The organism is Streptomyces sp. 2131.1, from assembly GCF_900105515.1.
In the GTDB taxonomy this organism is placed as follows: domain Bacteria; phylum Actinomycetota; class Actinomycetes; order Streptomycetales; family Streptomycetaceae; genus Streptomyces; species Streptomyces drozdowiczii.
The window spans coordinates 5,762,605-5,787,745 of the sequence record NZ_FNSY01000001.1 but is presented as its reverse complement, the minus strand read 5'-3'; the positions used below and the strand labels follow the sequence as shown (position 1 = coordinate 5,787,745).

Annotated in this window: 25 protein-coding genes and 1 pseudogene; 5 read left to right on the top strand and 21 right to left on the bottom strand. The window is 70.6% G+C overall.

Annotated elements, in window-relative coordinates; all coding sequences use genetic code 11:
* The first annotated feature begins 3 nt into the window (after positions 1–3).
* Both BLW14_RS26060 and BLW14_RS26055 read left to right on the top strand, forming a co-directional pair.
* On the top strand, positions 4–651 hold the full coding sequence (locus tag BLW14_RS26060) for a fasciclin domain-containing protein (protein WP_093709600.1): 648 nt from the start codon (positions 4–6) through the stop codon (positions 649–651).
* Positions 652–831: 180 nt separating this feature from the next.
* Complete coding sequence (locus tag BLW14_RS26055) at positions 832–1,278, top strand: SPW repeat protein (RefSeq protein WP_224756393.1); 447 nt, start codon at positions 832–834, stop codon at positions 1,276–1,278.
* A gap of 88 nt (positions 1,279–1,366) precedes the next feature.
* On the opposite strand, the gene BLW14_RS26050 is transcribed toward BLW14_RS26055, so the two are convergent.
* The 12 genes from BLW14_RS26050 to BLW14_RS25995 form a co-directional block, all read right to left on the bottom strand.
* Complete coding sequence (locus BLW14_RS26050) at positions 1,367–4,201, bottom strand: DEAD/DEAH box helicase (RefSeq protein ID WP_093710849.1); 2,835 nt, start codon at positions 4,199–4,201, stop codon at positions 1,367–1,369.
* A gap of 44 nt (positions 4,202–4,245) precedes the next feature.
* Positions 4,246–5,151: a diacylglycerol kinase gene (locus BLW14_RS26045; RefSeq protein WP_093709599.1), complete on the bottom strand. Its 906-nt coding sequence runs from the start codon at positions 5,149–5,151 to the stop codon at positions 4,246–4,248.
* Between the two features lie 17 nt (positions 5,152–5,168).
* Entirely contained in the window at positions 5,169–6,131 is a 963-nt protein-coding gene (tatC, locus tag BLW14_RS26040) for a twin-arginine translocase subunit TatC (protein ID WP_093709598.1), read from the bottom strand.
* A 51-nt stretch (positions 6,132–6,182) separates the two neighbouring features.
* Positions 6,183–6,470: a Sec-independent protein translocase subunit TatA gene (gene tatA / locus BLW14_RS26035; protein ID WP_026171600.1), complete on the bottom strand. Its 288-nt coding sequence runs from the start codon at positions 6,468–6,470 to the stop codon at positions 6,183–6,185.
* Positions 6,471–6,690: 220 nt separating this feature from the next.
* Entirely contained in the window at positions 6,691–6,888 is a 198-nt protein-coding gene (locus tag BLW14_RS26030; RefSeq protein WP_093709597.1) for a hypothetical protein, read from the bottom strand.
* 12 nt (positions 6,889–6,900) lie between these two features.
* The gene (locus tag BLW14_RS26025; protein WP_093709596.1) at positions 6,901–7,179 is read right to left on the bottom strand and encodes a hypothetical protein; all 279 of its coding nucleotides are present in this window, start codon (positions 7,177–7,179) and stop codon (positions 6,901–6,903) included.
* A gap of 19 nt (positions 7,180–7,198) precedes the next feature.
* Complete coding sequence (locus BLW14_RS26020) at positions 7,199–8,155, bottom strand: helix-turn-helix transcriptional regulator (RefSeq protein ID WP_018524089.1); 957 nt, start codon at positions 8,153–8,155, stop codon at positions 7,199–7,201.
* 14 nt (positions 8,156–8,169) lie between these two features.
* The gene (locus tag BLW14_RS26015) at positions 8,170–9,123 is read right to left on the bottom strand and encodes a helix-turn-helix transcriptional regulator (protein ID WP_093709595.1); all 954 of its coding nucleotides are present in this window, start codon (positions 9,121–9,123) and stop codon (positions 8,170–8,172) included.
* A gap of 115 nt (positions 9,124–9,238) precedes the next feature.
* Entirely contained in the window at positions 9,239–9,613 is a 375-nt protein-coding gene (locus BLW14_RS26010) for an FKBP-type peptidyl-prolyl cis-trans isomerase (protein WP_093709594.1), read from the bottom strand.
* A gap of 43 nt (positions 9,614–9,656) precedes the next feature.
* A complete protein-coding gene (locus BLW14_RS26005) occupies positions 9,657–10,613 on the bottom strand; it encodes an FKBP-type peptidyl-prolyl cis-trans isomerase (protein WP_093709593.1) in 957 nt (318 codons plus the stop codon).
* A 147-nt stretch (positions 10,614–10,760) separates the two neighbouring features.
* Positions 10,761–12,122, bottom strand: coding sequence for a Pup--protein ligase (pafA, locus tag BLW14_RS26000; RefSeq protein ID WP_026242784.1), 1,362 nt, complete (start codon positions 12,120–12,122; stop codon positions 10,761–10,763).
* Positions 12,123–12,131: 9 nt separating this feature from the next.
* Positions 12,132–13,391 carry an MFS transporter gene (locus BLW14_RS25995; protein WP_093709592.1) on the bottom strand — a complete coding sequence of 420 codons (1,260 nt, stop codon included), beginning with the start codon at positions 13,389–13,391 and terminating at the stop codon, positions 12,132–12,134.
* 131 nt (positions 13,392–13,522) lie between these two features.
* Here BLW14_RS25995 and BLW14_RS25990 point away from each other — a divergent pair, with 131 nt between their 5' ends.
* A complete protein-coding gene (locus BLW14_RS25990) occupies positions 13,523–14,548 on the top strand; it encodes a LacI family DNA-binding transcriptional regulator (protein ID WP_177154099.1) in 1,026 nt (341 codons plus the stop codon).
* Positions 14,549–14,599: 51 nt separating this feature from the next.
* Here BLW14_RS25990 and prcA read toward each other — a convergent pair whose 3' ends face one another.
* The 6 genes and pseudogenes from prcA to arc form a co-directional block, all read right to left on the bottom strand.
* A complete protein-coding gene (gene prcA, locus BLW14_RS25985; RefSeq protein ID WP_093709590.1) occupies positions 14,600–15,427 on the bottom strand; it encodes a proteasome subunit alpha in 828 nt (275 codons plus the stop codon).
* Between the two features lie 62 nt (positions 15,428–15,489).
* The gene (gene prcB, locus BLW14_RS25980) at positions 15,490–16,338 is read right to left on the bottom strand and encodes a proteasome subunit beta (RefSeq protein WP_093709589.1); all 849 of its coding nucleotides are present in this window, start codon (positions 16,336–16,338) and stop codon (positions 15,490–15,492) included.
* Positions 16,290–16,431 (bottom strand): annotated as a pseudogene (locus BLW14_RS35285) (recombination endonuclease VII); the annotation flags it as partial. The pseudogene BLW14_RS35285 and the gene prcB, both read right to left, overlap by 49 nt.
* 108 nt (positions 16,432–16,539) lie before the next feature.
* Entirely contained in the window at positions 16,540–16,758 is a 219-nt protein-coding gene (locus BLW14_RS25970; protein ID WP_018524080.1) for a ubiquitin-like protein Pup, read from the bottom strand.
* A 130-nt stretch (positions 16,759–16,888) separates the two neighbouring features.
* Positions 16,889–18,400 carry a depupylase/deamidase Dop gene (gene dop / locus BLW14_RS25965; RefSeq protein WP_093709588.1) on the bottom strand — a complete coding sequence of 504 codons (1,512 nt, stop codon included), beginning with the start codon at positions 18,398–18,400 and terminating at the stop codon, positions 16,889–16,891.
* A 238-nt stretch (positions 18,401–18,638) separates the two neighbouring features.
* Positions 18,639–20,405 (bottom strand): proteasome ATPase, encoded by a 1,767-nt coding sequence (arc, locus tag BLW14_RS25960; protein WP_093710848.1) that lies wholly within the window; start codon positions 20,403–20,405, stop codon positions 18,639–18,641.
* Between the two features lie 242 nt (positions 20,406–20,647).
* Between arc and BLW14_RS25955 the strand changes: the two genes are divergently transcribed.
* A complete protein-coding gene (locus tag BLW14_RS25955; protein WP_093709587.1) occupies positions 20,648–20,959 on the top strand; it encodes a ferredoxin in 312 nt (103 codons plus the stop codon).
* A 3-nt stretch (positions 20,960–20,962) separates the two neighbouring features.
* Here BLW14_RS25955 and BLW14_RS25950 read toward each other — a convergent pair whose 3' ends face one another.
* The 3 genes from BLW14_RS25950 to BLW14_RS25940 form a co-directional block, all read right to left on the bottom strand.
* Positions 20,963–21,553: a hypothetical protein gene (locus BLW14_RS25950; RefSeq protein WP_093709586.1), complete on the bottom strand. Its 591-nt coding sequence runs from the start codon at positions 21,551–21,553 to the stop codon at positions 20,963–20,965.
* A 322-nt stretch (positions 21,554–21,875) separates the two neighbouring features.
* On the bottom strand, positions 21,876–22,781 hold the full coding sequence (locus BLW14_RS25945) for a tRNA (adenine-N1)-methyltransferase (protein ID WP_018524075.1): 906 nt from the start codon (positions 22,779–22,781) through the stop codon (positions 21,876–21,878).
* 74 nt (positions 22,782–22,855) lie between these two features.
* Positions 22,856–24,094 (bottom strand): site-2 protease family protein, encoded by a 1,239-nt coding sequence (locus BLW14_RS25940; RefSeq protein ID WP_093710847.1) that lies wholly within the window; start codon positions 24,092–24,094, stop codon positions 22,856–22,858.
* A 196-nt stretch (positions 24,095–24,290) separates the two neighbouring features.
* Between BLW14_RS25940 and BLW14_RS25935 the strand changes: the two genes are divergently transcribed.
* Positions 24,291–25,136: a RecB family exonuclease gene (locus BLW14_RS25935; protein WP_329030645.1), complete on the top strand. Its 846-nt coding sequence runs from the start codon at positions 24,291–24,293 to the stop codon at positions 25,134–25,136.
* Positions 25,137–25,141 lie beyond the last annotated feature (5 nt).

The following is a 25,141-nucleotide window of genomic DNA, read 5'->3' as shown; positions in this document are numbered from 1 at the left end:
ACCATGAAGGTCATCCACGCCCGCCGCGCCGCCGTCGCGCTCTCCGCCGCGCTCGTCCTGCCGCTGGCCCTGACGGCCTGCTCCGACGACTCCAAGGACAGCGCGGCCGGGTCGAGCGCCAGCTCCGCGAAGGCCCCGTCCTCACCCTCCGCCGAGAAGTCCATGGACATGGACGAGCCCTTCGGCCCGGCCTGTGCGTCGGTCCCGAAGAGCGGCGCGGGTTCCTTCAACGGCATGGCGAAGGACCCGGTCGCCACGGCGGCCTCGAACAACCCGGCGCTGTCCACCCTGGTCACCGCGGTCAAGAAGGCCGGCCTGGTGGACACCCTGAACAACGCGCAGAACATCACCGTGTTCGCCCCGACCAACGACGCCTTCGCCAAGGTCCCGAAGGAGGACCTGGACAAGCTGCTCGCCGACAAGGACGCGCTCACCAAGGTCCTCACGTACCACGTGGTGGGCCAGAAGCTGACGCCGAAGCAGCTGGAGAAGGGCTCCTTCGAGACGCTGGAGAAGGGCGAGCTGAAGACATCCGGCTCGGACGTGACGTACACCGTGAACGACTCGTCGAAGGTCGTCTGCGGCAACGTCCCCACCGCCAACGCGACGGTCTACATCGTCGACACGGTGCTCATGCCGCCCGCCGCGTAGCGGATTTCCTCGCGGTGGGCGCCACGCCCACCGCGAGGGCTCCGGTCCGGTGCGCATCCTGCGGAGATCCGACCGCCTTGAACCTACACATAAGCGACGGATAAGAGCAGAATGGGCATTGCGGGCCACTTCCCGCTGTGGCGGTGACCGGGTCCGCACGACCCGAAGGAGACGAAACTGATGTCGAACGTCTCGCATGCCGGCCACGACATGGCCGGACACCCCGATGTATCGGAAATGAGCGACCGGTACGCGCGCATGATGGGCGGCCGCGACGTGGCGCTCGTCGACGCGCCGGTCTTTCTGGTCGGCCTCTACTGCGCCGTGTCGCCGTGGGTCCTGCACTTCACGACGTCGCAGTCCGCTCTGGTGACGCACAACCTGGTCATGGGCATAGCCATCGCCGTGCTCGGACTCGGGTTCACCGCGATGCCGCAGCGGATGTACGGCCTGAGCTGGGCGATCTGCGCCATGGGTGCCTGGATGATCATCTCGCCCTGGGTGGTCGGCAGCAGTCCGGACACCGGAGTCGTACTGAACAACGTCATCATCGGCGGTCTCGCGGTCCTGCTGGGACTGGTCTGCGCGGGCGCGTCGATGAAGATGAGCCGGGGCGCCAAGTCCTGACCGGCCACCCCGGGGAAGGGAACCCCGCACGAATGCCGGCCGGACGGCACGTCCGGCCGGCTTCCGTGTACCCGGGCGCCGTCCCCGCTCAGCCGAGGGAGCTGTACGCCACCACGCCGTGCAGCACCTCGTCGACCGCCTTGCGGGCGTTCCGCGCGACCGTGCTGTCCTCGCGCGGCGCGGCGGCGGCCACCTGGCCCAGCACGTCGATGACCTGCTTGCACCAGCGCACGAAGTCGCCCGCCGGCATGTCCGCCTCGCGCAGCACCTCGTCCAGCGGACGGCCGGACGCCCACATGTAGACCGCCCACGCGAAGCCGAGGTCGGGCTCGCGCTGGCCGACGCCCTCCGCCTGGTTGATCTTGAAGTCCTCCTCCAGGGCGTCGAGCCGCCCCCAGATGCGGACCATCTCGCCGAGCGCCGTCCGCGCGGGCCCCGACGGCAGCTTCGGCGCCACCGCGTCGTCCGCCTGCCGCGCCTCGTACACCAGCGCGGAGACGCACGCGGCGAGCTCCGCCGGATTCAGCCCCTCCCAGACACCGGCCCGCAGGCACTCGCTCGCCAGCAGGTCGAGCTCGCCGTAGAGCCGGGCCAGCCGCCGCCCGTGCTCGGTGACCTCGCTGCCGCGCAGGTAGTCCAGCTCGGTGAGCAGGGCGACGATCCGGTCGAAGGTACGGGCGATGGTGTTGGTGCGCCCCTCGATGCGGCGCTCCAGCTGCCGGGTGTCGCGCTGCAGCCGGTGGAAGCGCTCGGCCCACCGGGCGTGGTCCTCGCGCTCGTCGCACCCGTGGCACGGGTGGGCGCGCAGTTCGGACCGCAGGCGGGCGATCTCGCGGTCGTCGGCGGCGGGGGCGCGCCCCCGGCGGTGGCGGTCCGGGACGATGTGCCCGGCCTTGGACCGCAGCGCGGAGGCCAGGTCCCGGCGGGACTGCGGCGAGCGCGCGTTGAACGACTTGGGCACCCGCATCCGCTCCACGGCCTCCACCGGCACCGGGAAGTCGATCGAGGCGAGCCGTTTCACCTGGCGCTCGGCCGTCAGCACCAGCGGGCGGGGCCCGTCGTGGTACTCCATGCCCCGGTGCCCGTACCCGTTGGTGCGCCCGGCCGGCAGGCCGGGGTCGAGGACGAGCGCGAGACCGGCGAACTTACCGGTCGGCACATGGATGACGTCGCCGGGCTTCAGCTTCTCCAGGGACGCCGCGGCGGCGGCCCGCCGCTGGGACGCGCCCTGCTTGGCCAGCTCCGTCTCGCGGTCCTTGAGGTCGCGGCGCAGCCGCGCGTACTCCTCGAAGTCGCCGAGATGGCAGGTCATGCCCTCGCGGTAGCCCTCCAGACCCTCCTCGTTGCGCTGGACCTGGCGGGAGATCCCGACCACCGACCGGTCCGCCTGGAACTGCGCGAAGGAGGTCTCGAGGAGTTCGCGCGAGCGGTGCCGCCCGAACTGCTCGACGAGGTTGACGGCCATGTTGTACGACGGCCGGAAGCTGGAGCGCAGCGGATACGTGCGTGTGCCGGCGAGTCCGGCCAGGGCGCCGGGGTCCATGCCGCGCTGCCAGAGCACCACGGCGTGGCCCTCGACGTCGATCCCGCGCCGCCCGGCCCGGCCGGTGAGCTGGGTGTACTCGCCGGGGGTGATGTCGGCGTGCTGCTCGCCGTTCCACTTGACGAGCTTCTCCAGGACCACCGAGCGGGCGGGCATGTTGATGCCGAGGGCGAGCGTCTCGGTGGCGAAGACGGCCTTGACCAGGCCCCGGACGAACAGCTCCTCGACGATCTCCTTGAACCTCGGGAGCATCCCGGCGTGGTGCGCGGCGATGCCCCGCTCCAGGCCCTCCAGCCACTCGTAGTACCCGAGGACGTGCAGGTCCTCGGGCGGGATGGTCGCCGTGCGCTCCTCGACGATCTCCCGCACGAGGCGGCGCTTGTCCTCGTCGTTGAGCCGGAGCCCGGCGTGCAGGCACTGCTGTACGGCGGCCTCGCAGGCGGCCCGGCTGAAGATGAACGTGATCGCGGGGAGGAGCCCCTCGGCGTCCAGCCGGTCGATGACCTCGGGGCGGGACGGGGTCCAGATCCGGCTGCGCTGGCGCCGCTCGCGCTCGCGGTCCGCCTCGCGCACCATCTTGCCGCGCCGGCGCTCGCGCGGGTTGTACCCGCGCTGGTTCTCCATCCGGGCCAGGCGGACGAGGTCGGGGTTGACCTCGCGGCGGCCGACGCCCCGGCCGCCGTGGTCGCTCTCCTCCTCGAAGAGGTCGTACATCCGGCGTCCGGCCAGCACGTGCTGCCAGAGCGGGACGGGCCGCTGCTCGGAGACGATCACCTCGGTGTCGCCGCGCACGGTGTCCAGCCAGTCGCCGAACTCCTCCGCGTTGGACACGGTCGCCGACAGGGAGACCAGGGTGACGGAGGCGGGCAAGTGAATGATCACCTCTTCCCAGACGGCGCCCCGGAAGCGGTCGGAGAGGTAGTGCACCTCGTCCATGACCACGTATCCGAGGCCGTTCAGCGCCTGGGAGCCGGCGTAGAGCATGTTCCGCAGGACCTCGGTGGTCATGACGACGACCGGGGCGTCCGCGTTGACGCTGTTGTCACCGGTGAGCAGGCCGACCTTGTCGGGGCCGTAGCGGCGGACGAGATCGGCGAACTTCTGGTTCGACAGCGCCTTGATCGGCGTGGTGTAGAAGCACTTGCGGCCCTGCTCCAGGGCGAGGTGCACGGCGAACTCGCCGACGATCGTCTTGCCCGAGCCGGTCGGGGCCGCGACGAGCACGCCCTTCCCGGCCTCCAGCGCCTTGCACGCCTCGATCTGGTACGGGTCGAGAGCGAAGTCGTACATCTGGCGGAACGGCCCGAGAGCGGTCGCCTGCTCGGCCGCCCGGAGCCGGGAAGCCTGGTAGCGCTCAGCTGGTGAGAGGTCCTCTGTCATCTTGTCCACGAGCCTACCCGCCGCCTCCGACAGTGACGCGATCTTTAATCGCTTGTGGTCCGGGCTCCGAGAACCCGTACCGCCTTCGGTACGCAGGTGGCGGTCAGCGGGAGCGCGCCGAGGGGTTCGCCGTCCGCGTACGCGGTGACGCCGACGGCTTCGAGGGTGACCGAGGAGGCCCGGTGGACGGTGACGACGGGGTGGCTGAGGTGCGTCCCCTTGTACACCCGGGGGAAGACCTTGAGCAGGGTCGTACGGCTGCACTCGCCGACCACCGTGATGTCGAAGAGCCCGTCGCCCATGTCCGCGTCGGCGCACATCCGCATGCCGCCGCCGTACGACGTTCCGTTGCCGACCGCCACGAGCGTCGCCCGGATCTCGCGCGCGGGCCCGTCGTCGAGGGTCATGCGGTACGTGACCGGCTCGAAGGCGGCGAGTTCGGCGAGGATCGCCAGGTCGTACTTGAAGCGGCCGCCCCAGCGCATCCGGTTGCCCCGGTCGTTGACCCGGGAGTCGAACCCGGAGGCGAGCACGGAGCCGAACCAGCGCTCCCCGACCCGGCCGAGGTCGATCTCGCGCACCGGCGCCCGGCCCTTGAGCGCGTCGGCGGCGAGCCGCCCCGCCGCCTCCGGGTCGCGTATCGGCAGGCCCAGGGCGCGCGCGAAGTCGTTGCCGGTCCCCACCGCGACGACGCCGAGCGGGGTGAGCGTCCCGGCGACCGCCTGGAGGGCCAGGGACATCAGTCCGTCCCCGCCGACGGCTATGAGCGCCCCGGTCCCCGCAGCCACCGCCTCGCGCGCCCGGCGCAGCGCGTCATCGGCGTCCTCGCCGAGGACGGTGCGTACGGAGAAGCCGGCCTCCCGCAACGCGGAAGCGGCCGGCTGCGCGGCTCGCGCGCCCCGGCCGCGTCCCGCGGTGGGATTGACGAAGAGGGTGATCTCGCTGGTCACCCGGGGACCCTACAAGGTCAGGTGATGTCGTCGTAACCGTCGCGCAGCGACGACCGCCCGCCGTCCCGTCCTCCGTCGGCCTGACCGGGCACCGTGGGCGACGCCGACACCTGCTCCATGTCGCCGATGTCCTCGGGGGTGAGGTCGAGCTGCGAGGCCTCGTCGTCGTCGAGTTCGGCGTCCGGGTTGTTGCGCTTGCGGCGCTTGTCGTTGGCCAGGCAGATGCCGAGCGCGATGAAGTACAGCAGCACGATGGGCGCGGCCAGTGTGATCATCGTGAGCGGGTCGCCGGTCGGGGTCGCCACAGCGGCGAAGATCGTGATGCCCATGACCATGGCGCGCCACCAGGAGGCCAGCCGCTTGGCGGTGAGCACGCCGGTGAAGTTGAGCAGGATGAGCAGCAGCGGCAGCTCGAAGGCGAGGCCGAACACGATCACCATGCGCGTGATGATGTTGAGGTAGTCGTCGACGGGCAGCAGGTTCGTCGTATTGGCCGGGGTGAAGTCGAGCAGCACCTCGGCGGTCTTCGGCATCAGCTTGTAGGCGAGGGCGGCGCCCGCCAGGAACAGCGGCACACCGCAGCCGACGAAGCCGAGCGCGTACCGCTTCTCGTGCTTGTGCAGGCCGGGGGCGAGGAACGCCCACAGCTGGTAGAGCCAGACCGGGGTGGAGAACACCACGCCCGCCATGAGGGAGACCTTGAGGGCGATGGAGAACGGGGCGACCAGACCGTTCACCGTCATCTCGGCGCAAGGGTGGCCGTTGGCCTGGGTCTTCTCGCCGTTGGCGCAGCCGACCGACTCCAGGATCGGGCGGATCAGGAAGTCGATCAGGTCTTTGTAGAAGAAGGCCGTGACCGAGGTGATCACGATGATCGCGAGGACCGCGATCAGCAGTCGGTTACGCAACTCTCGCAGGTGATCAGCGAGAGGCATCCGCCCCTCGCTGTCCTTCTCCTGCTTGCGGGCAGACTTGAGCAACCCACTTCCCTCGTCTCGTGCGGCGGCTGACGGATGCGTCCGTCAGCGCGGTCAGCTCTGGGTGGTGGGCTTCGCTTCGCTCACCGGGCGGGAGCTGGTGACGTCGCCGGGCGCGGCCTGGATCGTACGGGCGGCTGCCTGCGGGGCGTCGGCGGGGGCGTCCGTGGTGGCGGGGGCCGTCGGCTCGTCGTCCTTCTTCATGGCCTTGGCCTCGCTCTTGAGGATGCGGGCCGACTTGCCGAGCGAACGAGCCATGTCGGGAAGCTTCTTGGCGCCGAACAACAGCAGGATGACAGCGATGATCAGAACGATCTCGAGAGGCTTCAGATTGCCCATGATGTGCTTCCTTCTACCTGAGGCGGCTGGAGGTGGGCTCGCTGCCCTTGAGTGCCGGATACACATCCGACCATTCGTCGGCAGCGATCGTAACCCGCGGGAGTAAACGCGAGGCAATGCCCGTGCGTACTTTCGATAGCGGCCCGTACCTCCCCGCCTGGGCCGTCTGCAGCAGCGTACCCCTCGTGCCCCGGAAACTGGAGGCCGCGTCCTGCGGGCTGCCCTACGGCAGGGACTCGCCGGTGGCGGCGAGGCGGGTGGCCGCGCGCTCCAGGTCGTCGGCGGCGCGGTTGATGCGCTCCGTGGTGCGGGTCACCTGGCGGCCGAGGCGCTGGGCTTCGACGAACACCTTGATGGCCAGCACGCCGAGCACGGCGATTCCGAGAAATCCCAGGGCGATGGCGAGCATGGGCCAGAACATGCGCAGAACCTCTCAGGAGCCGGTGTGCAGGCGCAGCGTGCGTACGCCGCCGTCGGTGAGGAGTTCCACTATCCGCTCCCCCGCCGGCTTGCGGACGCCCGCGGCGCACTCGGGGCAGGTGAAGGAGTAGAACGTGGTGCGGCTGGTGGCGCCGACCACGAGCCGGAACTCCCCGGCCGCGAGCTCGAACCGGGCGCGGCAGTCGGGGCAGGCGGCCTTGAAGCGCGCCGACTCCGGCACCGGCACGGTGGGCACCGGGGCGAGGCCGGGCAGCGCGGACAGGTTCCCCATCGTCTCCTCAGCCGTCCCTTCAGGCCGCGCCGTCGTACGCGGCGAGCGCCGCACGGGCCGCGTCCCGCGCGCTCTCGGCGAGCTCCGGGGGCGAGACGATGCGCCCCTCCCCGCCGAGCCGCAGCGCAAGCCGGCGCAGCGAGGCCGGGTCGGGGGTGCGCAGGCTGATCCGCAGACCGCCGTCGGGCAGTTCCTCGGCCCGGTCGTGCGGGTAGTATTCGGCGACCCAGCGCCCGCCGGGGCCGACCTCGATCACGACCTCCGGGTCCTCGGCGGCGGGCTGGACCAGCCCCGCCGACAGGTCCCGCAGCTCCAGCTCGGGCGGCGCGGCGGGCTCGTCGAGCAGCCGGATCTCGGCGACCCGGTCGAGCCGGAAGGTGCGCCGGTCCTCGGAGGAGCGGCACCACGCCTCCATATAGGTGTGCCCGACGGCGAACAGCCGGATCGGGTCCACCTCACGCTCGGTGAGTTCGTCGCGGGCGGGCGAGTAGTAGCGCAGCCAGAGCCGGCGCCGCTCCGAGATCGCGCGGTCCACCTCGGCGAAGACGCCGCCCTCGGACTCGAAGGTGACCGAGAGCCGGGAGCTGGCCGCGCCCACCTCGCCGGCGGCCGTCTCCAGCTTGGCGGTGGCGCGCAGCAGCGCCTGGCGGTCGCTCTCGCGGAGCCCGGGCAGGGTCGCCACGGCGCGGGCGGCGACCAGCAGGGCCGTCGCCTCGTCGGCGGCCAGCCGCAGCGGTTCGGCGACGTCGTCCGCGTTGTGCCACCAGATGCGGTCGCCGTCCGTGTCGATGTCGAGCAGGTCGCCGCCCCGGAAGCTGGTCCCGCACATGGGCAGCACGTCGAGGTCGGAGATCAGCTCGTCCTCGGTGATCCCGAAGGCCCTGGCGACGTCCTGGACGTGGGCGCCGGGGCGCTCACGCAGATACGTCACCAGGGAGAGCATCCGGCGCGTCTGGTCGATGGCGTTCGTGGCCATGAATACGGTCCCCCTCAGTCCTTGGCCACGGCGCGCAGCCGGTCCACCACGTCGGCCCGCAGGTCCTCGGGTCCGGTGACGACGACGTCGGGGCCGAACTCGACGAGCCAGGCGTCCAGGCCGTGTCCGTACGGGATCTCCAACTCCTCCCACCCGTTCCCGAGTTCCCGGACCGACAGGGCCCTGGCGCGCAGCGGGTAGCCGGAGTCGGTGCGCAGCCTGATCAGGGCCGTCCGGGTGGCCGTCTCGCCGGCCCAGCTCTCGACGGTCTCGCGGACGGTGACGACGTCGGGCACCTCGGCGGTGAAGGCGCCGGCCCGGGAGCGGACCTTGCCGGTGATCCGGGAGAGCCGGAAGACGCGCTCCGCGCCCCGCTCCCGGTCCCATCCGGCCAGGTACCAGTGGCCGCGCCAGCATTCCAGGGTCCACGGCTCGACCTGGCGCTGCTCGGGCTGGGCGGCGTTGGCCTTGCGGTAGTCGAAGGTCACCGGGCGCCGGTCGCGGCAGGCCAGCATCAGGGGTTCGAAGGCGGCCTCGTGGACGGGGATGCGCGGTTCGAGGGCGCTGTGCACCTCGTAGGCGTCCTCGGTCTCGGGCATCCCGGCCGCCCGCAGCTTCTGCAGGGCGCCACTGGCGGCGCCGGCGAGACGGGCCTGCTGCCAGACCTTGGCGGCCAGGCCGAGCGCGGCGGCCTCCTCGGCGTCCAGGGTGATGGGGGGCAGCCGGTTGCTGTCGCGGCGGGCGAGGTAGCCGGTGTCGCCGTCCAGGTTCTCGACGGTCTCGATGACCAGGCCGAGTTCGCGCAGGTCGTCCTTGTCCCGCTCGAACATCCGGTTGAAGGCGTCGTCGGATGCCGCTTCGAGGTAGGCCTCGATGGAGCCGCGCAGTTCGCGCTTGCTGAGCGGGCGCCGGGTGCCCAGCAGACACAGCGCCAGGTTCATCAGCCGCTCGGCCTTGGCAATCGCCATCGACGCCCTTTCCCTTGTGCTCTACGACGCTCGACCGTACCGCCCCGGTGTGTCCGGGCAAAAGCGAGGGCCCGCACCTCGCGGTGCGGGCCCTGCTGCTGCTACGCGCGCGGGATCAGACGGCGACCAGGTCGCAGACGAAGATCAGCGTCTCGCCCGGGGCGATCGCGCCGCCGCCGGCACCGCGGTCACCGTAGGCGAGGTGGGCGGGGATGGTCAGCTGGCGACGGCCGCCGACCTTCATGCCCTGCACGCCCTTGTCCCAGCCCTGGATGACCTGGCCGGCACCGAGCTGGAACTGCAGCGGGGTGCCGCGGTTCCACGAGGCGTCGAACTCCTCGCCGGTGGAGAAGGCGACCCCGACGTAGTGGACGGAGACGGTCTGGCCGGCCTTGGCTTCGGCGCCGTCGCCCTCCCAGATGTCCTTGATCTCCAGATCGGCCGGCGGCTCGCCACCCGGGAAGTCGATCTCGGGCTTGTCGATGCTCACTGACTTGCTCCTCTTACTGATGAACTGGGCAACCGGGACAGTCTTACACCTTCGTCAGGATGTCCACCGCGAACACCAGCGTGGAGTTGGCGGGGACGCCCGACTGTTCCTTGTCGCCGAGGCCCTGGTCCGGCGGCACGACCAGCAGCACCCGGCTGCCGATCTTCTTGCCGACCAGGCCGTCCTTCAGGCCCTTGAGGGTGACCTGGGCCAGCGGGAAGGTGGCCGTCTTGCCCGTCTTGTAGGTGTTGTCGAACTCCTTGCCGTCCTTCCAGAGCTTGGCCACGTAGTTCACGACGACCGAGTCGGTCTCCTTGACCACGTCGCCCTTGGACTCCAGGACGTAGTTGGAGACGAGCTTCTTCGGCGGGTCGACCTTGCCGGGGATGGTCAGGCTCGGCGCCTTGCCGTCGGTGTTGGTGCCGACCTTGGGCAGGTCCATGTTGTCCTGGGCGACGGCGGTGCCCTTGGCGGAGGCCGGAATCTGCTTGGCCTTCAGGATGTCGACGACGAAGACCAGGGTGGCGTTGGGCTTGATGTCCCCCTGGCCCTGGGCGCCGTACCCGAGGTCCGGCGGGATGACGAGCTGGACCCTGCTGCCGACCTTCTGGCCGACCAGGCCCTTCTCCCAGCCCTGGATGACCATGCCCGCGCCGAGCGTCAGGTCGAACGGCTGCTTGCGGTCGAAGCTGTTGTCGAACGGCTTGGTGGAGTCGTACGCCTGGCCGAGGTAGTTGACCTGGGTCACGTCGCCGTTCTTGAGCTTCGCACCGTCACCCTCGCTGATGACCTTGGTCTTCAGCTCCTTGGGCGGCGTTCCCGTGCCCTTGGCCAGGGTGGGCTTCTCGCCGAACTTCGCACCCGCGGTGATGGCGGGGAAACCACCCTTGGAGGGGGCGGACGCGGAAGCGGAAGCGGAGTCGGAGCCCTTGTCGTCGCTGCCGCAGGCCGCTGACAACAGCAGCAGGGGGACGACGAGAAGGCCGGCAAGTCGGCGCACTGGTTCCTCAGATCTCAGACGGCATATGTGGGGGACACGCCCCGGGCGGTTCCGGGACCCCGCCACTCTAGGCCGTGGCAAGGGCCCCGTACGAGGAACGTACGGGGCCCGAGTCGCGCCGGGTGCCGGGGCGTATCCTGCGCCGGCTCACATACCCGCGATGAGCTTCTCCACGCGGTCGTCCACCGACCGGAACGGGTCCTTGCACAGCACCGTGCGCTGCGCCTGGTCGTTGAGCTTGAGGTGGACCCAGTCGACGGTGAAGTCCCGCCGCTGCTCCTGGGCACGCCGGATGAAGTCGCCGCGCAGCCGTGCCCTGGTCGTCTGCGGGGGCACCGACTTGCCCTCGAAGATCTTCAGGTCGTTGCAGATGCGGGCGGCCTGGCCCTTGCGCTCCAGCAGGTAGTAGAGCCCTCGCCGGCGGTGGATGTCGTGGTAGGCGAGGTCTATCTGCGCCACCCGCGGATTGGACATGGTCATGTTGTGCTTGGCCCGGTACCGCTCGATGAGCTTGTACTTCATGACCCAGTCGATCTCGGTGCCGATCCGGTCGAGATCCTCGGCCTCGATCGCGTCGAGCGTGCGGCCCCACAGTTCGAGGACGCGCTCCACGTTGCCCGTACGGATGCCGCGGCGGTCGACGAAGTCCACGGCCTTCTCGTAGTACTCGCGCTGCACCTCTATGGCCGACGCCTCCCGGCCGCTGGCCAGGCGGACCTTGCGCTGCCCGGTGGTGTCGTGGCTGACCTCGCGGATCGCCCGGATCGGGTTCTCCAGGGTCAGGTCGCGCATCACCGTGCCCGCCTCGATCATGCGGAGCACCAGGTCCGTCGCGCCGACCTTGAGCAGCATGGTCGTCTCGGACATGTTGGAGTCGCCGACGATGACGTGGAGGCGGCGGTAGCGCTCCGCGTCCGCGTGCGGTTCGTCGCGGGTGTTGATGATCGGGCGGGAGCGCGTCGTCGCGGAGCTGACGCCCTCCCAGATGTGCTCGGCACGCTGGCTGACGCAGTAGACCGCGCCCCGCGGGGTCTGGAGCACCTTGCCGGCGCCGCAGATCAGCTGCCTGGTGACGAGGAAGGGAATGAGGATGTCCGCGAGACGGGAGAATTCTCCGTGCCGGGCCACGAGGTAGTTCTCATGGCATCCGTAGGAGTTTCCCGCAGAGTCGGTGTTGTTCTTGAAGAGATAGACGTCGCCGGCGATTCCCTCCTCGTGCAGGCGGCGTTCGGCGTCGACGAGCAGGCCTTCGAGAATGCGCTCGCCGGCCTTGTCGTGGGTGACCAGTTCGGTCAGGTTGTCGCATTCGGGGGTTGCATATTCCGGATGCGATCCCACGTCGAGGTAGAGGCGGGCGCCGTTCCGCAGAAAGACGTTGCTGCTGCGGCCCCATGACACAACACGGCGGAAGAGGTAGCGCGCCACTTCATCAGGAGACAGTCGGCGCTGTCCCCTGAACGTGCACGTGACGCCGTACTCGTTCTCCAGCCCGAAAATGCGGCGGTCCATGACTGAACATTACGCCTGATGGCCCGAGCTGAAACCGGGTTCGACGGCCCCGTTTCGATCATTTTCCGATCCTCGCACCGCGACGGCGGTACGGACGGGAGCCGAGAGCACCTTTCCGGTGGCCAGGAGGACCAGCAGCGCCGCCACTCCACCGGCCCCCGCGACGGCGAAGCTCCACACCGTCCCGCCCAGTTCGACGGCGGGACCGGCCACCGCGGTCCCCACGGCCGCGCCCACGCCGAAGGTCGTCACGAGCCAGGAGAACGCCTCCGTCACCGTGCCGCGCGGGGCGTGCCGGTCGACGACGATGAACGAGCACGCGATCGCCGGAGCGAGGAACACCCCCGCCACGGCCGCCAGCACGGTCATGGCGACCGGACCGGGCGTCAGCATCAGCGGCAGGTAGCCCAGCGCGAGCAGCCCCACGACGACCCGCAGCCGGCGCTCCGGCGCCCCGGCCCACTGCCGCGCCCCGTACACCACCCCGCCTGCCAGGGCACCGAGCCCGAGAGCCGCCATCAGCCAGCCGTAGACCGACTCCCGGCCGTGGTCGTCCGCGTACGCCATGCCCGCCACGCTGATGGAGCCCAGCGCGAGGCCCACGAAGAAGAACGAGCCGAGCAGCGCCAGCAGTCCGGGCGAGCGCAGCGCGCCCAGCCAGTGCGCCTCGCGCGGGGCGGAGCGCCAGGTCCGCGAGGGTTCGGAGAGTACGACGGACAGCGCGCCGAGCACCCCGATGACGTTGATGACGAGCAGGGCCGTGGCGGGCGACCAGAGGGACACCAGCAGGGTCACGAGCAGCGGCCCGGCCGTGAACATGACCTCCTGCGCGACCGCGTCCATGGCGTAGGCCCGGTGCACCCGTTCCTCGCCGCCCAGCACGTCGGGCCACAGCGCCCGCAGTCCGCCCTCCAGCGGTGGCGTGAACAGACCGCCGACGGCCGCCGCCGCGTAGGCCACCGGCAGGGAGTCGCAGCCCGCTACGGCGAGTACGCACATGCCGAGCGCGGAGAGGACGGCGGCGGGCAGTTGGACGCGCGGCTGCCCGTACAGGTCCACCGCGCGGCCCAGCAGCGGCTGCCCCACGGCCGTGGCCAGCCCGCACACCGCCGCGAGCGCGCCCGCGAGGGTGTAGCTGCCGCCCTCGGACCGGACGAACAGCACGATGGCGATGCTCGCGGTGCCGTTGGGCAGCCGTCCCACCAGGGTGCCGGTCAGCAGTCTGGTGACGTGCCGAGCCCGGAGGATGTCCAGGTATCCCGCGGCCATGTCCCGCCCCTCTCCCTCGGGTGCCTGTGCGGGCCTGCGAGGTTTTACGTATAACGTCGAGGTTCATACGTACCATGAGCCCGTCCGCAGGTCCACCTCACGGGCCTGCCCCGACCGGCCCGGAGGCCCGCGTGACCAGCCCAGCACCACCCGGCCCGCCCCGGCCCACCAGCCGCGACGTGGCCCGGGCCGCAGGCGTCTCCCAGGCCACGGTCTCGCTGGTCCTCGGCGACAAGTGGCGGGGCAGGGTCTCCGAGTCCACCGCCGGCCGGGTGCGCGACGCCGCCCGCGGCCTCGGCTACCGGCCGAATCTCGCCGCCCGCAATCTGCGCCTCGGCCGCACCAGGACGGCGCTGCTGGTCGTTCCGGCCCTCACCAACGAGTTCTTCGCCCGGGTGTACACGGGGGCCGCCGGGGTCGCCGCCGAGCACGGCTTCGGGGTCGTCCTGTACCCCTCCCCCGACGGCACCGGCCCCGCCCGCGACCCCTTCCCGTCGGCCCGCGCCGCCCTGGACGGGGTCCTCGCCTCGTCCATGGCCGCCGACGCGCTCGACGCCCTGCACGGGGCGGACGTCCCGCTCGTCATGCTGGACAGCGATCCCTCGGCCCCCGGGCCGGCCGCCCGGGTCAACCTCGACATCGCGGACGGGATGCGCCAGGTGGCCCGCCATCTGCTCGCCCTCGGCCACCGGCGCTTCCTCCACCTCGCCTCGGCCGTCGACACCTGGACCTTCGCCTGCCGCGCGGACGCCCTGCACGAGGAGCTGCGCGGGGTTCCCGGCGCAGAGACGCGCACGGTGCGCGCGGCGCTGGACGTGCGGGCGGGGCGGGACGCGGCGGAGCACGCGCTCGGACTGCCCGGGGACCGGCCGACCGCGATCGTCTGCGACGACGACATCCTGGCGGCGGGCGCGTGCAAGGCCGCCCGGCGGTTCGGGCTGCGGGTGCCGGACGACGTCTCCGTCACGGGCTTCGACGACCTGGCCCTGGCCACGGCCGTGGAGCCGGAGCTGACCACGGTCCGGCTGCCGGCCGAGCAGGTCGGCGAGCGGGGCATGGCGGCGCTGCTGGCCGTCCTGGACGGGCGGGCGGCCGAACCGGGGAGCCTGCCGGTGCGGCTGGTCGCCCGCGGCTCCACCGCCCCGCCTCCCGCGTGACGAAGCCCCGGCGCCGCCTGAACGGCGGGCCGGGGCTCGACGGGCCGGGGGTTACTCCACGTCGCCGCCGGAATCCGTGGTGTCGGTCGTGCCCTTCGGGTCCGTCGTGGCCGTCGGGGTGTCCGAGGAGTCGCCGTCCTCGGCGTCGGACGGGGCGTCGGTCGGGGTCGAGGCGGCGGCCTCCGCCTCCAGGAGCCGGGCCAGCTGCCGGCCGACGATCCGCTTGAACTTCCGCTGCTGCGGCCGCGTACGGTCGAGGACCGCCACCTCCAGGCGGTCGGCGGGGATCTCCCGCTCGTTGCCGTTGGCCTCGCGGGACAGTGCCTGCACGGCCAGCTTCAGCGCCTCGGCGAGCGACATCCCGTCACGGTGGCGCTGGTCGAGGAAGGTGCTGATCTGCTCCGCGTTGCCGCCGACCGCGACCGAGCCGTGCTCGTCCACGATCGAGCCGTCGTGCGGCAGCCGGTAGATCTGGTCGCCCTCCGGCTCGGCGCCGACCTCGGCGACCACCAGCTCCACCTCGTACGGCTTCTCGGCCGCGCTGGAGAAAATGGTGCCGAGCGTCTGCGCGTAGACGTTAGCCAGTCCACGGGCCGTCACATCGTCGCGGTCATAGGTGTATCCGCGCAGATCCGCATAGCGCACTCCGCCGATGCGGAGGTTCTCGTACTCGTTGTACTTGCCGGCGGCGGCGAAACCGATCCGGTCGTAGATCTCGCTGAACTTGTGCAGCGCACGGGACGGGTTCTCGCCGACGAACACAATTCCGTCGGCGTACTGCAGCACAACCAGGCTGCGACCACGGGCGATGCCCTTCCGGGCGTATTCCGCCCGGTCGGCCATGGCCTGCTGAGGTGAGACATAGAACGGCGTCGACACCGGCTATCCGTCCCTTTCTGTCAGTGGCGGGAGCATCGAAGAAGCTGGAAACGGACGCGGGCTCAGAGCAGCGCGGCGCGCGGGCCGTCGGGCTGTTCCAGGCGGCGTTCCAGAATCGAGCGGGCGATCTCGGAGGATTCCGCGTCGGTCAGCTTCCGGAAGCCCTCGTCCGTGATGACGGTGACGATCGGATAGATACGGCGGCCCACGTCCGGGCCGCCCGTCGCCGAGTCGTCGTCCGCCGCGTCGTACAGCGCCTGCACGACCAGCGTGAGCGTCTCCGCCTCCGTCAGGTCCTCGCGGTAGAGCTTCTTCATCGAGCCCCGGGCGAAGATCGAGCCGGAACCGGTCGACGCGTAGCCGACGTGCTCCTCGGAACGCCCGCCGGTGACGTCGTAGCTGAAGATGCGTCCGCGCTCGCGGTCGATGTCGTAGCCGGCGAAGAGCGGGACGACGGCGAGGCCCTGCATGGCCATCGCCAGGTTGCTCCGGATCATCGTGGAGAGCCGGTTGGCCTTGCCCTCCAGGGAGAGCTGGGCGCCCTCCACCTTCTCGAAGTGCTCCAGCTCCAGCTGGAAGAGCTTGACCATCTCCACGGCGAGACCCGCCGTACCGGCGATGCCCACCGCCGAGTACTCGTCGGCCGGGAAGACCTTCTCGATGTCGCGCTGCGCGATCATGTTGCCCATGGTCGCCCGCCGGTCACCGGCCAGGACGACACCGCCGGGGAAGGTCGCCGCCACGATCGTGGTGCCGTGCGGCGCCTCGATGGCGCCCTTCATGGGCGGCGTCTGCCGGTTCCCCGGCAGCATCCCGGGCGCCTGGTCGGACAGGAAGTCCATGAAGGAGGACGATCCCGGCGTCAGGAAGGCAGCTGGTAGACGCCCGGTGCTACGAGTGTTGGCTTCCACGCGTTTCCCTCCACGTATGCGATGGCCCTGCGCCGAATTGCGGTTGAAGCACGTTACGCCCCGGACCCTACCCGCCCGGTGACGGTGATCCACATCGGAGACGTGGGCGATCGGACCGGTGTCCGGGTCTGTGCCCGCGGAGTGCGGTACGAGCGCTCCGCCCGTACCGCACAGCCGCAGCCGGCCCCGGCGCGGGGCCGGTTACTGACCGCCCTTTTGCACGAAGCTTCGGACGAAGTCCTCGGCGTTGGACTCGAGCACGTCGTCGATCTCGTCGAGGACGTCGTCCACGTCGTCGCTCAGCTTCTCCTGGCGTTCCTTGAGGTCCTCGGATGCCTGCGCGTCCTGCGCCTGCTCCTCGACCTCCTCCGTGGAGCGCGTCGCCTTCTGCTGTCCGCCGCCGGTGTCCTTGGTCGCCATCTAGCTCACCCCGCTCGGTTCGAAGCACTTGATCAGACCCTACCTACGGGGTCCGACATTGGCCCGGTACTTGTCTCAACGTCCGGAGGTCATCGGAATGATTCCCAGCCGGGAGCCCTTTCAGGCGCTTTCAGCGGCCCGAGAGGACGTCGACCAGCTCCTGCGCCGTGCGGCAGCGGTCCAGGAGGGATTTCACGTGCTCCCGGGTGCCCCGCAGCGGCTCCATCGTGGGCACCCGCTGGAGCGAGTCCTGGCCCGGCAGGTCGAAGATCACCGAATCCCAGGAGGCCGCGGCCACGTCGTCCGCGTACTGTTCGAGACAGCGGCCGCGGAAGTAGGCCCTGGTGTCCTCGGGCGGCGCCGTACGGGCCTGCTCGACCTCGCGCTCGTCGAGCAGCCGCTTCATCCGGCCCCGGGCCACCAGGCGGTTGTACAGGCCCTTGTCCTGCCGTACGTCCGCGTACTGCAGGTCCACCAGGTGCAGCCTGGCCGCGTCCCAGTCCAGGCCGTCCCGGCGCCGGTAACCCTCCATGAGCTGCCGCTTCGCGACCCAGTCCAGCTCGCCGGCGAGGCTCATCGGGTCGTTCTCCAGCCGGTTCAGGGTGTCCTCCCACCGGCTGAGCACGTCCTTGGTCTGCTCGTCGGCGTCCGCCCCGTACCGCTCCTCGACGTACTTTCGGCCCAGCTCGAAGTACTCCATCTGGAGCTGCACCGCGGTGAGTGTCCGGCCGCTGCGCAGCGTGATCAGCTGCTGGAGTCCGGGGTCGTGGGAGACCTGGTGCAGCGTGCGCACCGGCTGGTCGACGGCCAGGTCGACGTTGATGAAGCCGTCCTCGATCATGGACAGGACGAGCGAGGTGGTGCCCAGCTTCAGGTACGTCGAGATCTCGGAGAGGTTCGCGTCGCCGATGATCACGTGGAGCCGGCGGTACTTCTCGGCGTCCGAGTGCGGTTCGTCGCGGGTGTTGATGATGGGGCGCTTGAGCGTGGTCTCCAGGCCGACCTCGACCTCGAAGTAGTCCGCGCGCTGGCTGAGCTGGAAGCCGTGCTCGTGGCCGTCCTGGCCGATCCCGACCCGTCCGGCGCCGGTGACCACCTGCCGCGAGACGAAGAACGGCGTCAGGTGCCGCACGATGTCCGAGAACGGGGTCTCCCGCTTCATCAGGTAGTTCTCGTGCGTCCCGTAGGAGGCGCCCTTGTTGTCGGTGTTGTTCTTGTAGAGGTGGATCGGCTGGGCGCCCGGGAGCTGCGCCGCGCGCTCGGCCGCCTCGGCCATGATGCGCTCGCCGGCCTTGTCCCACAGGACCGCGTCCCTGGGGTTGGTGATCTCCGGGGAGCTGTACTCGGGGTGCGCGTGGTCGACGTAGAGCCGGGCCCCGTTGGTGAGGATGACGTTGGCCAGGCCGATGTCCTCGTCCGTGAGCTGGCTGGAGTCGGCGGTCTCGCGGGCGAGGTCGAAGCCTCGCGCGTCCCGCAGCGGGTTCTCCTCCTCGAAGTCCCAGCGGGCGCGGCGCGCCCGGTGCATCGCCGCCGCGTAGGCGTTGACGATCTGGGACGAGGTGAGCATGGCATTGGCGTTGGGGTGTCCGGGGACGGAGATCCCGTACTCCGTCTCGATGCCCATTACTCGCCGTACGGTCATGCGGCCCTCCTTGCCCGGCGGCGCTCCCTTCCGGGGCGGCGCTCAAGTACCGCTGCTTGTCCGATGCGTGCGCGGTCTGCCCGTCCCGCGCTGCGTGAACGGGCGGTAGGCCAGAGCCTAGAACGCCTCCGTGCCGGTGGGGAGATCAATTGCGTCGTCATTACCGCGGTGTCGCCGCGGCTGTCCGGAAAGCAACCGGCTGCGGATGCCCGGCGGGCATCCGCAGCCGGTACGCGTCCTACAGGTACTGCCCGGTGTTGGCCACCGTGTCGATGGAACGGCCGGTGTCCGCGCCCTGCTTTCCGGTGACGAGCGTGCGGATGAAGACGATCCGCTCGCCCTTCTTGCCGGAGATACGGGCCCAGTCGTCCGGGTTGGTGGTGTTCGGAAGGTCCTCGTTCTCCTTGAACTCGTCCACGCATGCCTGGAGGAGGTGGGAGACGCGAAGGCCCTTCTGGCCGTGGTCGAGGAAGGCCTTGATGGCCATCTTCTTGGCCCGGTCGACGATGTTCTGGATCATCGCGCCGGAGTTGAAGTCCTTGAAGTACAGGACTTCCTTGTCGCCGTTGGCGTACGTGACTTCGAGGAAGCGGTTCTCCTCGGACTCGGTGTACATCCGCTCGACGACCGACTGGATCATGGCGTGCGCCGCGGCTTCCTTCGAGCCGGTGTGCTCGGACAGGTCGTCCGCGTGCAGCGGCAGCGAAGGCGTGAGGTACTTCGCGAAGATGTCCTTCGCGGCCTCCGCGTCGGGGCGCTCGATCTTGATCTTCACGTCGAGCCGGCCGGGGCGCAGGATCGCCGGGTCGATCATGTCCTCGCGGTTGGAGGCGCCGATGACGATGACGTTCTCCAGGCCCTCCACGCCGTCGATCTCGGCGAGCAGCTGCGGGACGATGGTGTTCTCCACGTCCGAGCTGACGCCCGATCCACGGGTGCGGAAGAGCGACTCCATCTCGTCGAAGAAGACGATGACGGGGGTGCCCTCGCTCGCCTTCTCGCGGGCACGCTGGAAGACCAGGCGGATGTGGCGCTCGGTCTCGCCGACGTACTTGTTGAGGAGCTCGGGGCCCTTGATGTTGAGGAAGTAGCTCTTTCCGGCGGGCTGTCCGGTGACCTCGGCGACCTTCTTCGCCAGGGAGTTGGCGACGGCCTTGGCGATGAGCGTCTTGCCGCAGCCGGGCGGTCCGTAGAGCAGGATGCCCTTGGGCGGGCGGAGCTCGTGCTCCTTGAAGAGGTCGGGGTGAAGGTAGGGGAGCTCGACCGCGTCGCGGATCAGCTCGATCTGGTCGCCCAGACCGCCGATCTTGTCGTAGTCGATGTCGGGCACTTCTTCGAGGACGAGTTCTTCGACCTCGCTCTTGGGCACGACTTCGTAGACGTAGCCGGACCTGGGTTCGAGCAGCAGGGCGTCGCCGGGGCGGATGGTGATGTCCAGCAGCGGCTCGGCGAGCCTCACCACCCTTTCCTCGTCGGTGTGCCCGATGACCAGGGCGCGTTCGCCGTCCTCAAGGATCTCCTTGAGGGTGACGATGTCCCCGGCCCGCTCGAATTCCATGGCGTCGACCACGTTGAGCGCTTCGTTGAGCATGACCTCCTGGCCGCGCCGGAGGTCTTCGAGTTCGACACTGGGGCTGACGTTCACCCGGAGCTTGCGGCCCCCGGTGAAGATGTCGCACGTGCCGTCCTCGTTCGCCTGCAGGAACACCCCGAAGCCGGCCGGTGGCTGTGCGAGCCGGTCGACCTCCTCCTTGAGGGCCACGATCTGGTCGCGGGCCTCGCGGAGCGTACTGGCGAGCCGCTCGTTCTGCGCGGACACGCCTGCGAGGTTGGTCTGCAACTCGACGATCCGCTCTTCGAGAATCCTCGTATGCCGCGGAGAGTCGGCGAGCTTACGTCGCAGGACGGCGATTTCCTGCTCGAGATAGGCGACCTGGCCGGCTGGGTCGTCGGACCCCCGCCCGGGCCGGATGCCGCGGTTGATGTCGTCGTCGTGGGCTGCCACGGTCCTCACCTCCTCCAAGGGGAGCTGGACGCTTCCTGACCCTACCTGCGTGGGTGGTGATTGAAACCCCTAGATCACAAAGACTGTGGGGTGTGTCCGATCTTCACCCTTGCGCTCTCCCCCGTGCCTGGTGGATACCCACCGTTCAACATCGGAAAGCGGCCGGTTGTATCGTCGAAGCGTTCAACACCCGTCAGGGCTGGCTCTTTCCCGGTCCGGATACGCAGGAAACGGCAGGCGACATGACCGCGCGGCAGGACGCTCCCATCGATGGCGAGGCGCAGGACCTGGAGGTCTGGATCGACCAGGACCTCTGCACGGGTGACGGCATCTGTGTGCAGTACGCCCCCGAGGTGTTCGAGCTGGACATCGACGGCCTGGCGTACGTGAAGAGCGACGACGACGAGCTGCTGCAGGACAAGGGCGCGACGGCACCGGTGCCGCTGCCGCTGCTCCAGGACGTCGTGGACTCGGCCAAGGAGTGCCCGGGCGACTGCATCCACGTACGTCGGGTTTCGGACAGGGTCGAGGTCTACGGCCCCGAGGCGGCCTGACGGTCAGACGCCGGCGCCGGCGGTCCCGGCCTTCTGGCCGGCGCGCACGAAGGCGCCGTTCCGCCACTGCCAGGTGACCTTCTCCTGCTGGTCGGGGCAGCACGAGGGCACCGACGACGAGGAGTAGCCGAGGAGTGTGGCGGAGATGACGCGGTCGCGGACCGCGAAGTCGCCGACGGTCAGCAGCTGGGCGGGGTCCACCAGGGTCGCGACGATCCTGGGAGCGGCCCCGTCCGCCTGTGTGAGGACGTAGACACCGCTGGGCGGGGTTCCGGACCCGGCGGCGCAGTGGACCACCGCGACGGTCTCCGGCCGGCCGTCGCCGTCGAGGTCGCCGGGTGCCTGTTTGGCGACGGTGTTGCCGGCGTTTCCGCAGTCCAGCGGGAAGGCCGCCTCGGCCGGGTCGGGGGCGACGGCCTGGTCCACATGCTGCTGCTCGGCCGCGGTGCGGTGGGGTGTGGAGGCGGAGGCGCTGGAGTCGGGCTGGAGCAGACCGGCGCCCGCGACGACCGCGGCCATGGCCGCCGCGGTGGCGAGCCAGTGCATCGGCCTGGTGTCGGTGTGCGCCAGGTCCGGGAGCGCGGAGGTCTGCACGCGGGCTGTCTCCTGTGGTTCCTGTGGTGCGGCCGTCGGCGTCGGCGGTACGGGGTGGCCAGCATCGTGCCACACCTCACACGGCAGCGGAACGGTGGGGTGCGCAAGGATCACGGCGCCCAGGGGGCGGTGAGGGGCCCGGTCGCGTACGAGCCGGCCACGAGCGGCGCGCGGGCGGACCTCCGGCCGGATGCGGTCCGTTTACGAGCGGGGTACGAACGGAGGACGCGCGGGACACGAGCCCGGTACGAGAAGGGCGCCGCCGCCGGGCCCCCGGGTCGGTCCGGGAACTCGGCGGCGGCGCCGGTGCGTTGCCTCGGGATCAGTCGCGGGCGGAGCCGCTGCGACCGCCCGGGCCGTCGTAGTCCTCGCCGTAGGCGCCCTTGGAGGGGCGGCGGCGACGGGCCGGGGCCTCGACGCCGTCGGCGAGCCGGCGGGCGGTGACGAGGAAGCCGGTGTGGCCGATCATGCGGTGGTCCGGGCGCACGGCGAGACCCTCGACGTGCCAGTTGCGGATCATCGACTCCCAGGGCTGCGGCTCGGCGAAGCAGCCGATCTCGCGGATGGACTCGACCGTCCGGGAGAGCTGGGTGGTGGTGGCGACGTACGCGCAGAGGATGCCGCCGGGGACGAGCGCCTTGGAGACGACGTCCAGGCACTCCCAGGGAGCCAGCATGTCCAGCACGACGCGGTCCACGTCGGTGTCCGTGAGGTTGTCCTGGAGGTCGCCGACCGTGAGCTGCCAGGCGGGGTGCGGGCTGCCGAAGTAGCGCTCGACGTTCTGCTGGGCGATCTCGGCGAAGTCCTCCCGGCGCTCGTACGAGTGCAGCATGCCCTGTTCGCCGATGGCGCGGAGCAGGAAGGTGGAGAGCGCGCCCGAGCCGACGCCCGCTTCCACGACGCGGGCGCCGGGGAAGATGTCACCGAAGGCGAGGATCTGGCCCGCGTCCTTCGGGTAGACCACGGCGGCGCCGCGGGGCATGGACAGGACGTAGTCGGGGAGCAGGGGGCGCAGCGCGAGGTAGGCGACGTTTCCCGTGGTTCGGACCACACTGCCCTCGGGGGCGCCGATCAGCTCGTCGTGCGGGAAAGAACCCTTGTGGGTGTGGAAGTTCTTTCCGGCTTCGAGCGTGAAGGTGTGGTGGCGTCCCTTGGGGTCGGTGAGCTGGACCTGGTCCCCGACCTTGAAGGGCCCGCGTCGGCGGGCGGCACCGGTCGGTTCAGACATGTGACCAGCGTACCGGTGTTTCGGGGGACGCCGACCGCCCGCCCGCACGGGCGTACGACCGGGTGCGGCGGGTGTCAGGCGGCGGGGCGCGCCATGGCGGCGACGAAGGCCCGCTCGACGTCGGCGGTGGAGAGGACCCCGTAGATCTCGCCGGTCTCCTCGACGACGAGGTACTCCGTGGCGGGGGTGGCCTTGAGCCGGTCCAGGAGGGCTTCGCCGGCGAGCTCGGCGGGGACCCTCATGCCGTCGGTGAGGTCCTGGGCGAGGCCGCTGACGGCGACCCAGGGGCGCCGGTGTTCGGGGACGGCGACGATGGCGGTCTCCCGGACGAGGGCCTTGGGCTCGCCGGTGCCGTCGACGACGACGAGGGCGCGGGCGCCCGCCTCGTTGGCCCGGCGCAGGGCCTCGGAGAGGGGAGTGGCGGCCTCGACGGGGACGGCGCGCCGGGTGAGGCTGCGGGCGCGCAGGTCGGGGAGGTGTTCGCGGAGCCGGGCCATGCGCAGGCTGTTGCCGGCGCCGGTCCAGATGATGGCGGCGAGGATCGCGGCGAGCAGGGCGTCGGTGACGGTGTCCATGCCGCTGATCTCGCCGGTGTCGTTGCCCAGGGAGCCGCTGCGGGTGAGGAGGGGCAGTCCGACGAGGGTGCCCACGGCGAGCGCGCGGCCGACCCAGGCGGCGGCGACGGTGCCGCTCATCGGCTTGCCGGTGATCTTCCAGACGACGGCCCTGAGCATGCGGCCGCCGTCGAGCGGGAGGCCGGGCAGCAGGTTGAAGGCGGCGACGATGAGGTTGGAGATCATCAGTCCGCCGAGCAGGACGGCGGGGACGGTGCCGCGTTCGACGAAGCGCAGGGGGATGTAGAAGAGGCCGCCGAGGACGAGGGAGAGCAGGGGGCCGACGAAGGCGAGGACGAATTCGCGGCCGGGGGTCTCGGACTCCTTCTCGATCTCGGAGACGCCGCCGAAGAACTGGAGCTGGATGCGCCGGACGGGGAGCTTGTAGCGCAGGGCGGCGATCACGTGCGCGAGTTCGTGGACGAGCACGGAGGCGTAGAAGGCGATCGCGAAGAAGAGGGCGACGAGGTAGCGGACGGCGCCGAGGTCGGGCAGCACCCGGTCGAGCTGGCCGCCGAAGACCCAGGTGATGAGGGCCGCGACCAGGAACCAGCTGGGGGCGACGTAGACGGGCACACCGAAGGGGCGGCCCATGAGGATGCCGCCTCCGGGCTCGTCCCTGCGCGGGGGCGCGCCCTTGCCGGGGCCGGTGCCCGCCGGGCCGGGCTGCGGCCGCCGGCTGTCGCCGCTCTCGTCCACGAGGTCCCTTCGGTTCGGTGCCTTTCGGCACGATGATGCAGTGTTCGAGGGTCTGTGGTCGATGGTATGCCGGTTGGTGTCGGTGCCGGGCCGTAGGGTCTTCGTCATGACCTCCGTTCCGCCGCCGTCCCAGCCGCCGTCCCAGCCTCTGCCGCAGCCGCCCTCGTCGCTCTCGCCGTCGCGGGCGAGCGACTTCATGCAGTGCCCCCTGCTGTACCGCTTCCGGGTCATCGACAAGCTGCCGCAGAAGCCCAGCGAGGCGGCTACCCGGGGGACGCTGGTCCATGCGGTCCTTGAGCGGCTGTTCGACAAGCCGGCGGCGGAGCGCACGCCCGGCGGGGCGACGGCGCTGATCCCGGGGCAGTGGGACCGGTTGCTGGAGTCGAAGCCGGAGCTGGGCGAGCTGTTCGCCGAGGACCCGGAGGGCGAGCGGCTGGCGCGGTGGCTGGGCCAGGCGGAGCAGCTCGTGGAGCGCTGGTTCTCGCTGGAGGACCCGACGCGTCTGGAGCCGGCCGAGCGTGAGCTGTTCGTGGAGACGGAGCTGGAGTCGGGGCTGCGGCTGCGCGGCGTGATCGACCGGATCGACGTGGCGCCGACGGGCGAGGTCCGGATCGTCGACTACAAGACGGGGAAGGCGCCGCGGCCGGAGTACGCGGAGGGGGCACTGTTCCAGATGAAGTTCTACGCCCTGGTGATCTGGCGGCTGAAGGGCGTGGTGCCGCGCCGGCTCCAGCTGGTCTACCTCGGCAGCGGTGACGTGATGACGTACGACCCGGTCGTGGCGGACCTGGAGCGGGTGGAGCGCAAGCTGCTGGCGCTGTGGGAGGCGATCTCGCTGGCGACGCGGACCGGCGAGTGGCGGCCGCGGCCGACGAAGCTGTGCGGCTGGTGCGACCACCAGGCGCTCTGTCCGGAATTCGGCGGGACTCCCCCGGTCTATCCGCTGACCGTCCGCCCGGCCGGTCCGGCGGATGATGACCAGGGCAGAATGGAGCCGGTCCGGGCCGGGGCCGACCTGCCCGCGGCCCTCGACGGGCATTGAGGAGA

Excerpts from the sequence above, each read along its gene's own strand:
- BLW14_RS26050 (WP_093710849.1), bottom strand. The coding sequence starts at position 4,201 with ATGACAGAGGACCTCTCACCAGCTGAGCGCTACCAGGCTTCCCGGCTC.
- pafA (WP_026242784.1), bottom strand. The coding sequence starts at position 12,122 with ATGGACCGCCGCATTTTCGGGCTGGAGAACGAGTACGGCGTCACGTGC.
- BLW14_RS25995 (WP_093709592.1), bottom strand. The coding sequence starts at position 13,391 with ATGGCCGCGGGATACCTGGACATCCTCCGGGCTCGGCACGTCACCAGA.
- BLW14_RS26020 (WP_018524089.1), bottom strand. The coding sequence starts at position 8,155 with ATGGCCACGAACGCCATCGACCAGACGCGCCGGATGCTCTCCCTGGTG.
- BLW14_RS25945 (WP_018524075.1), bottom strand. The coding sequence starts at position 22,781 with ATGTCTGAACCGACCGGTGCCGCCCGCCGACGCGGGCCCTTCAAGGTC.
- BLW14_RS25935 (WP_329030645.1), top strand. The coding sequence starts at position 24,291 with ATGCAGTGCCCCCTGCTGTACCGCTTCCGGGTCATCGACAAGCTGCCG.
- BLW14_RS25955 (WP_093709587.1), top strand. The coding sequence starts at position 20,648 with ATGACCGCGCGGCAGGACGCTCCCATCGATGGCGAGGCGCAGGACCTG.
- BLW14_RS26055 (WP_224756393.1), top strand. The coding sequence starts at position 832 with ATGTCGAACGTCTCGCATGCCGGCCACGACATGGCCGGACACCCCGAT.
- BLW14_RS26015 (WP_093709595.1), bottom strand. The coding sequence starts at position 9,123 with ATGGCGATTGCCAAGGCCGAGCGGCTGATGAACCTGGCGCTGTGTCTG.
- BLW14_RS25970 (WP_018524080.1), bottom strand. The coding sequence starts at position 16,758 with ATGGCGACCAAGGACACCGGCGGCGGACAGCAGAAGGCGACGCGCTCC.
- BLW14_RS26025 (WP_093709596.1), bottom strand. The coding sequence starts at position 7,179 with ATGGGGAACCTGTCCGCGCTGCCCGGCCTCGCCCCGGTGCCCACCGTG.
- dop (WP_093709588.1), bottom strand. The coding sequence starts at position 18,400 with ATGACCGTACGGCGAGTAATGGGCATCGAGACGGAGTACGGGATCTCC.
- BLW14_RS26030 (WP_093709597.1), bottom strand. The coding sequence starts at position 6,888 with ATGTTCTGGCCCATGCTCGCCATCGCCCTGGGATTTCTCGGAATCGCC.
- BLW14_RS26060 (WP_093709600.1), top strand. The coding sequence starts at position 4 with ATGAAGGTCATCCACGCCCGCCGCGCCGCCGTCGCGCTCTCCGCCGCG.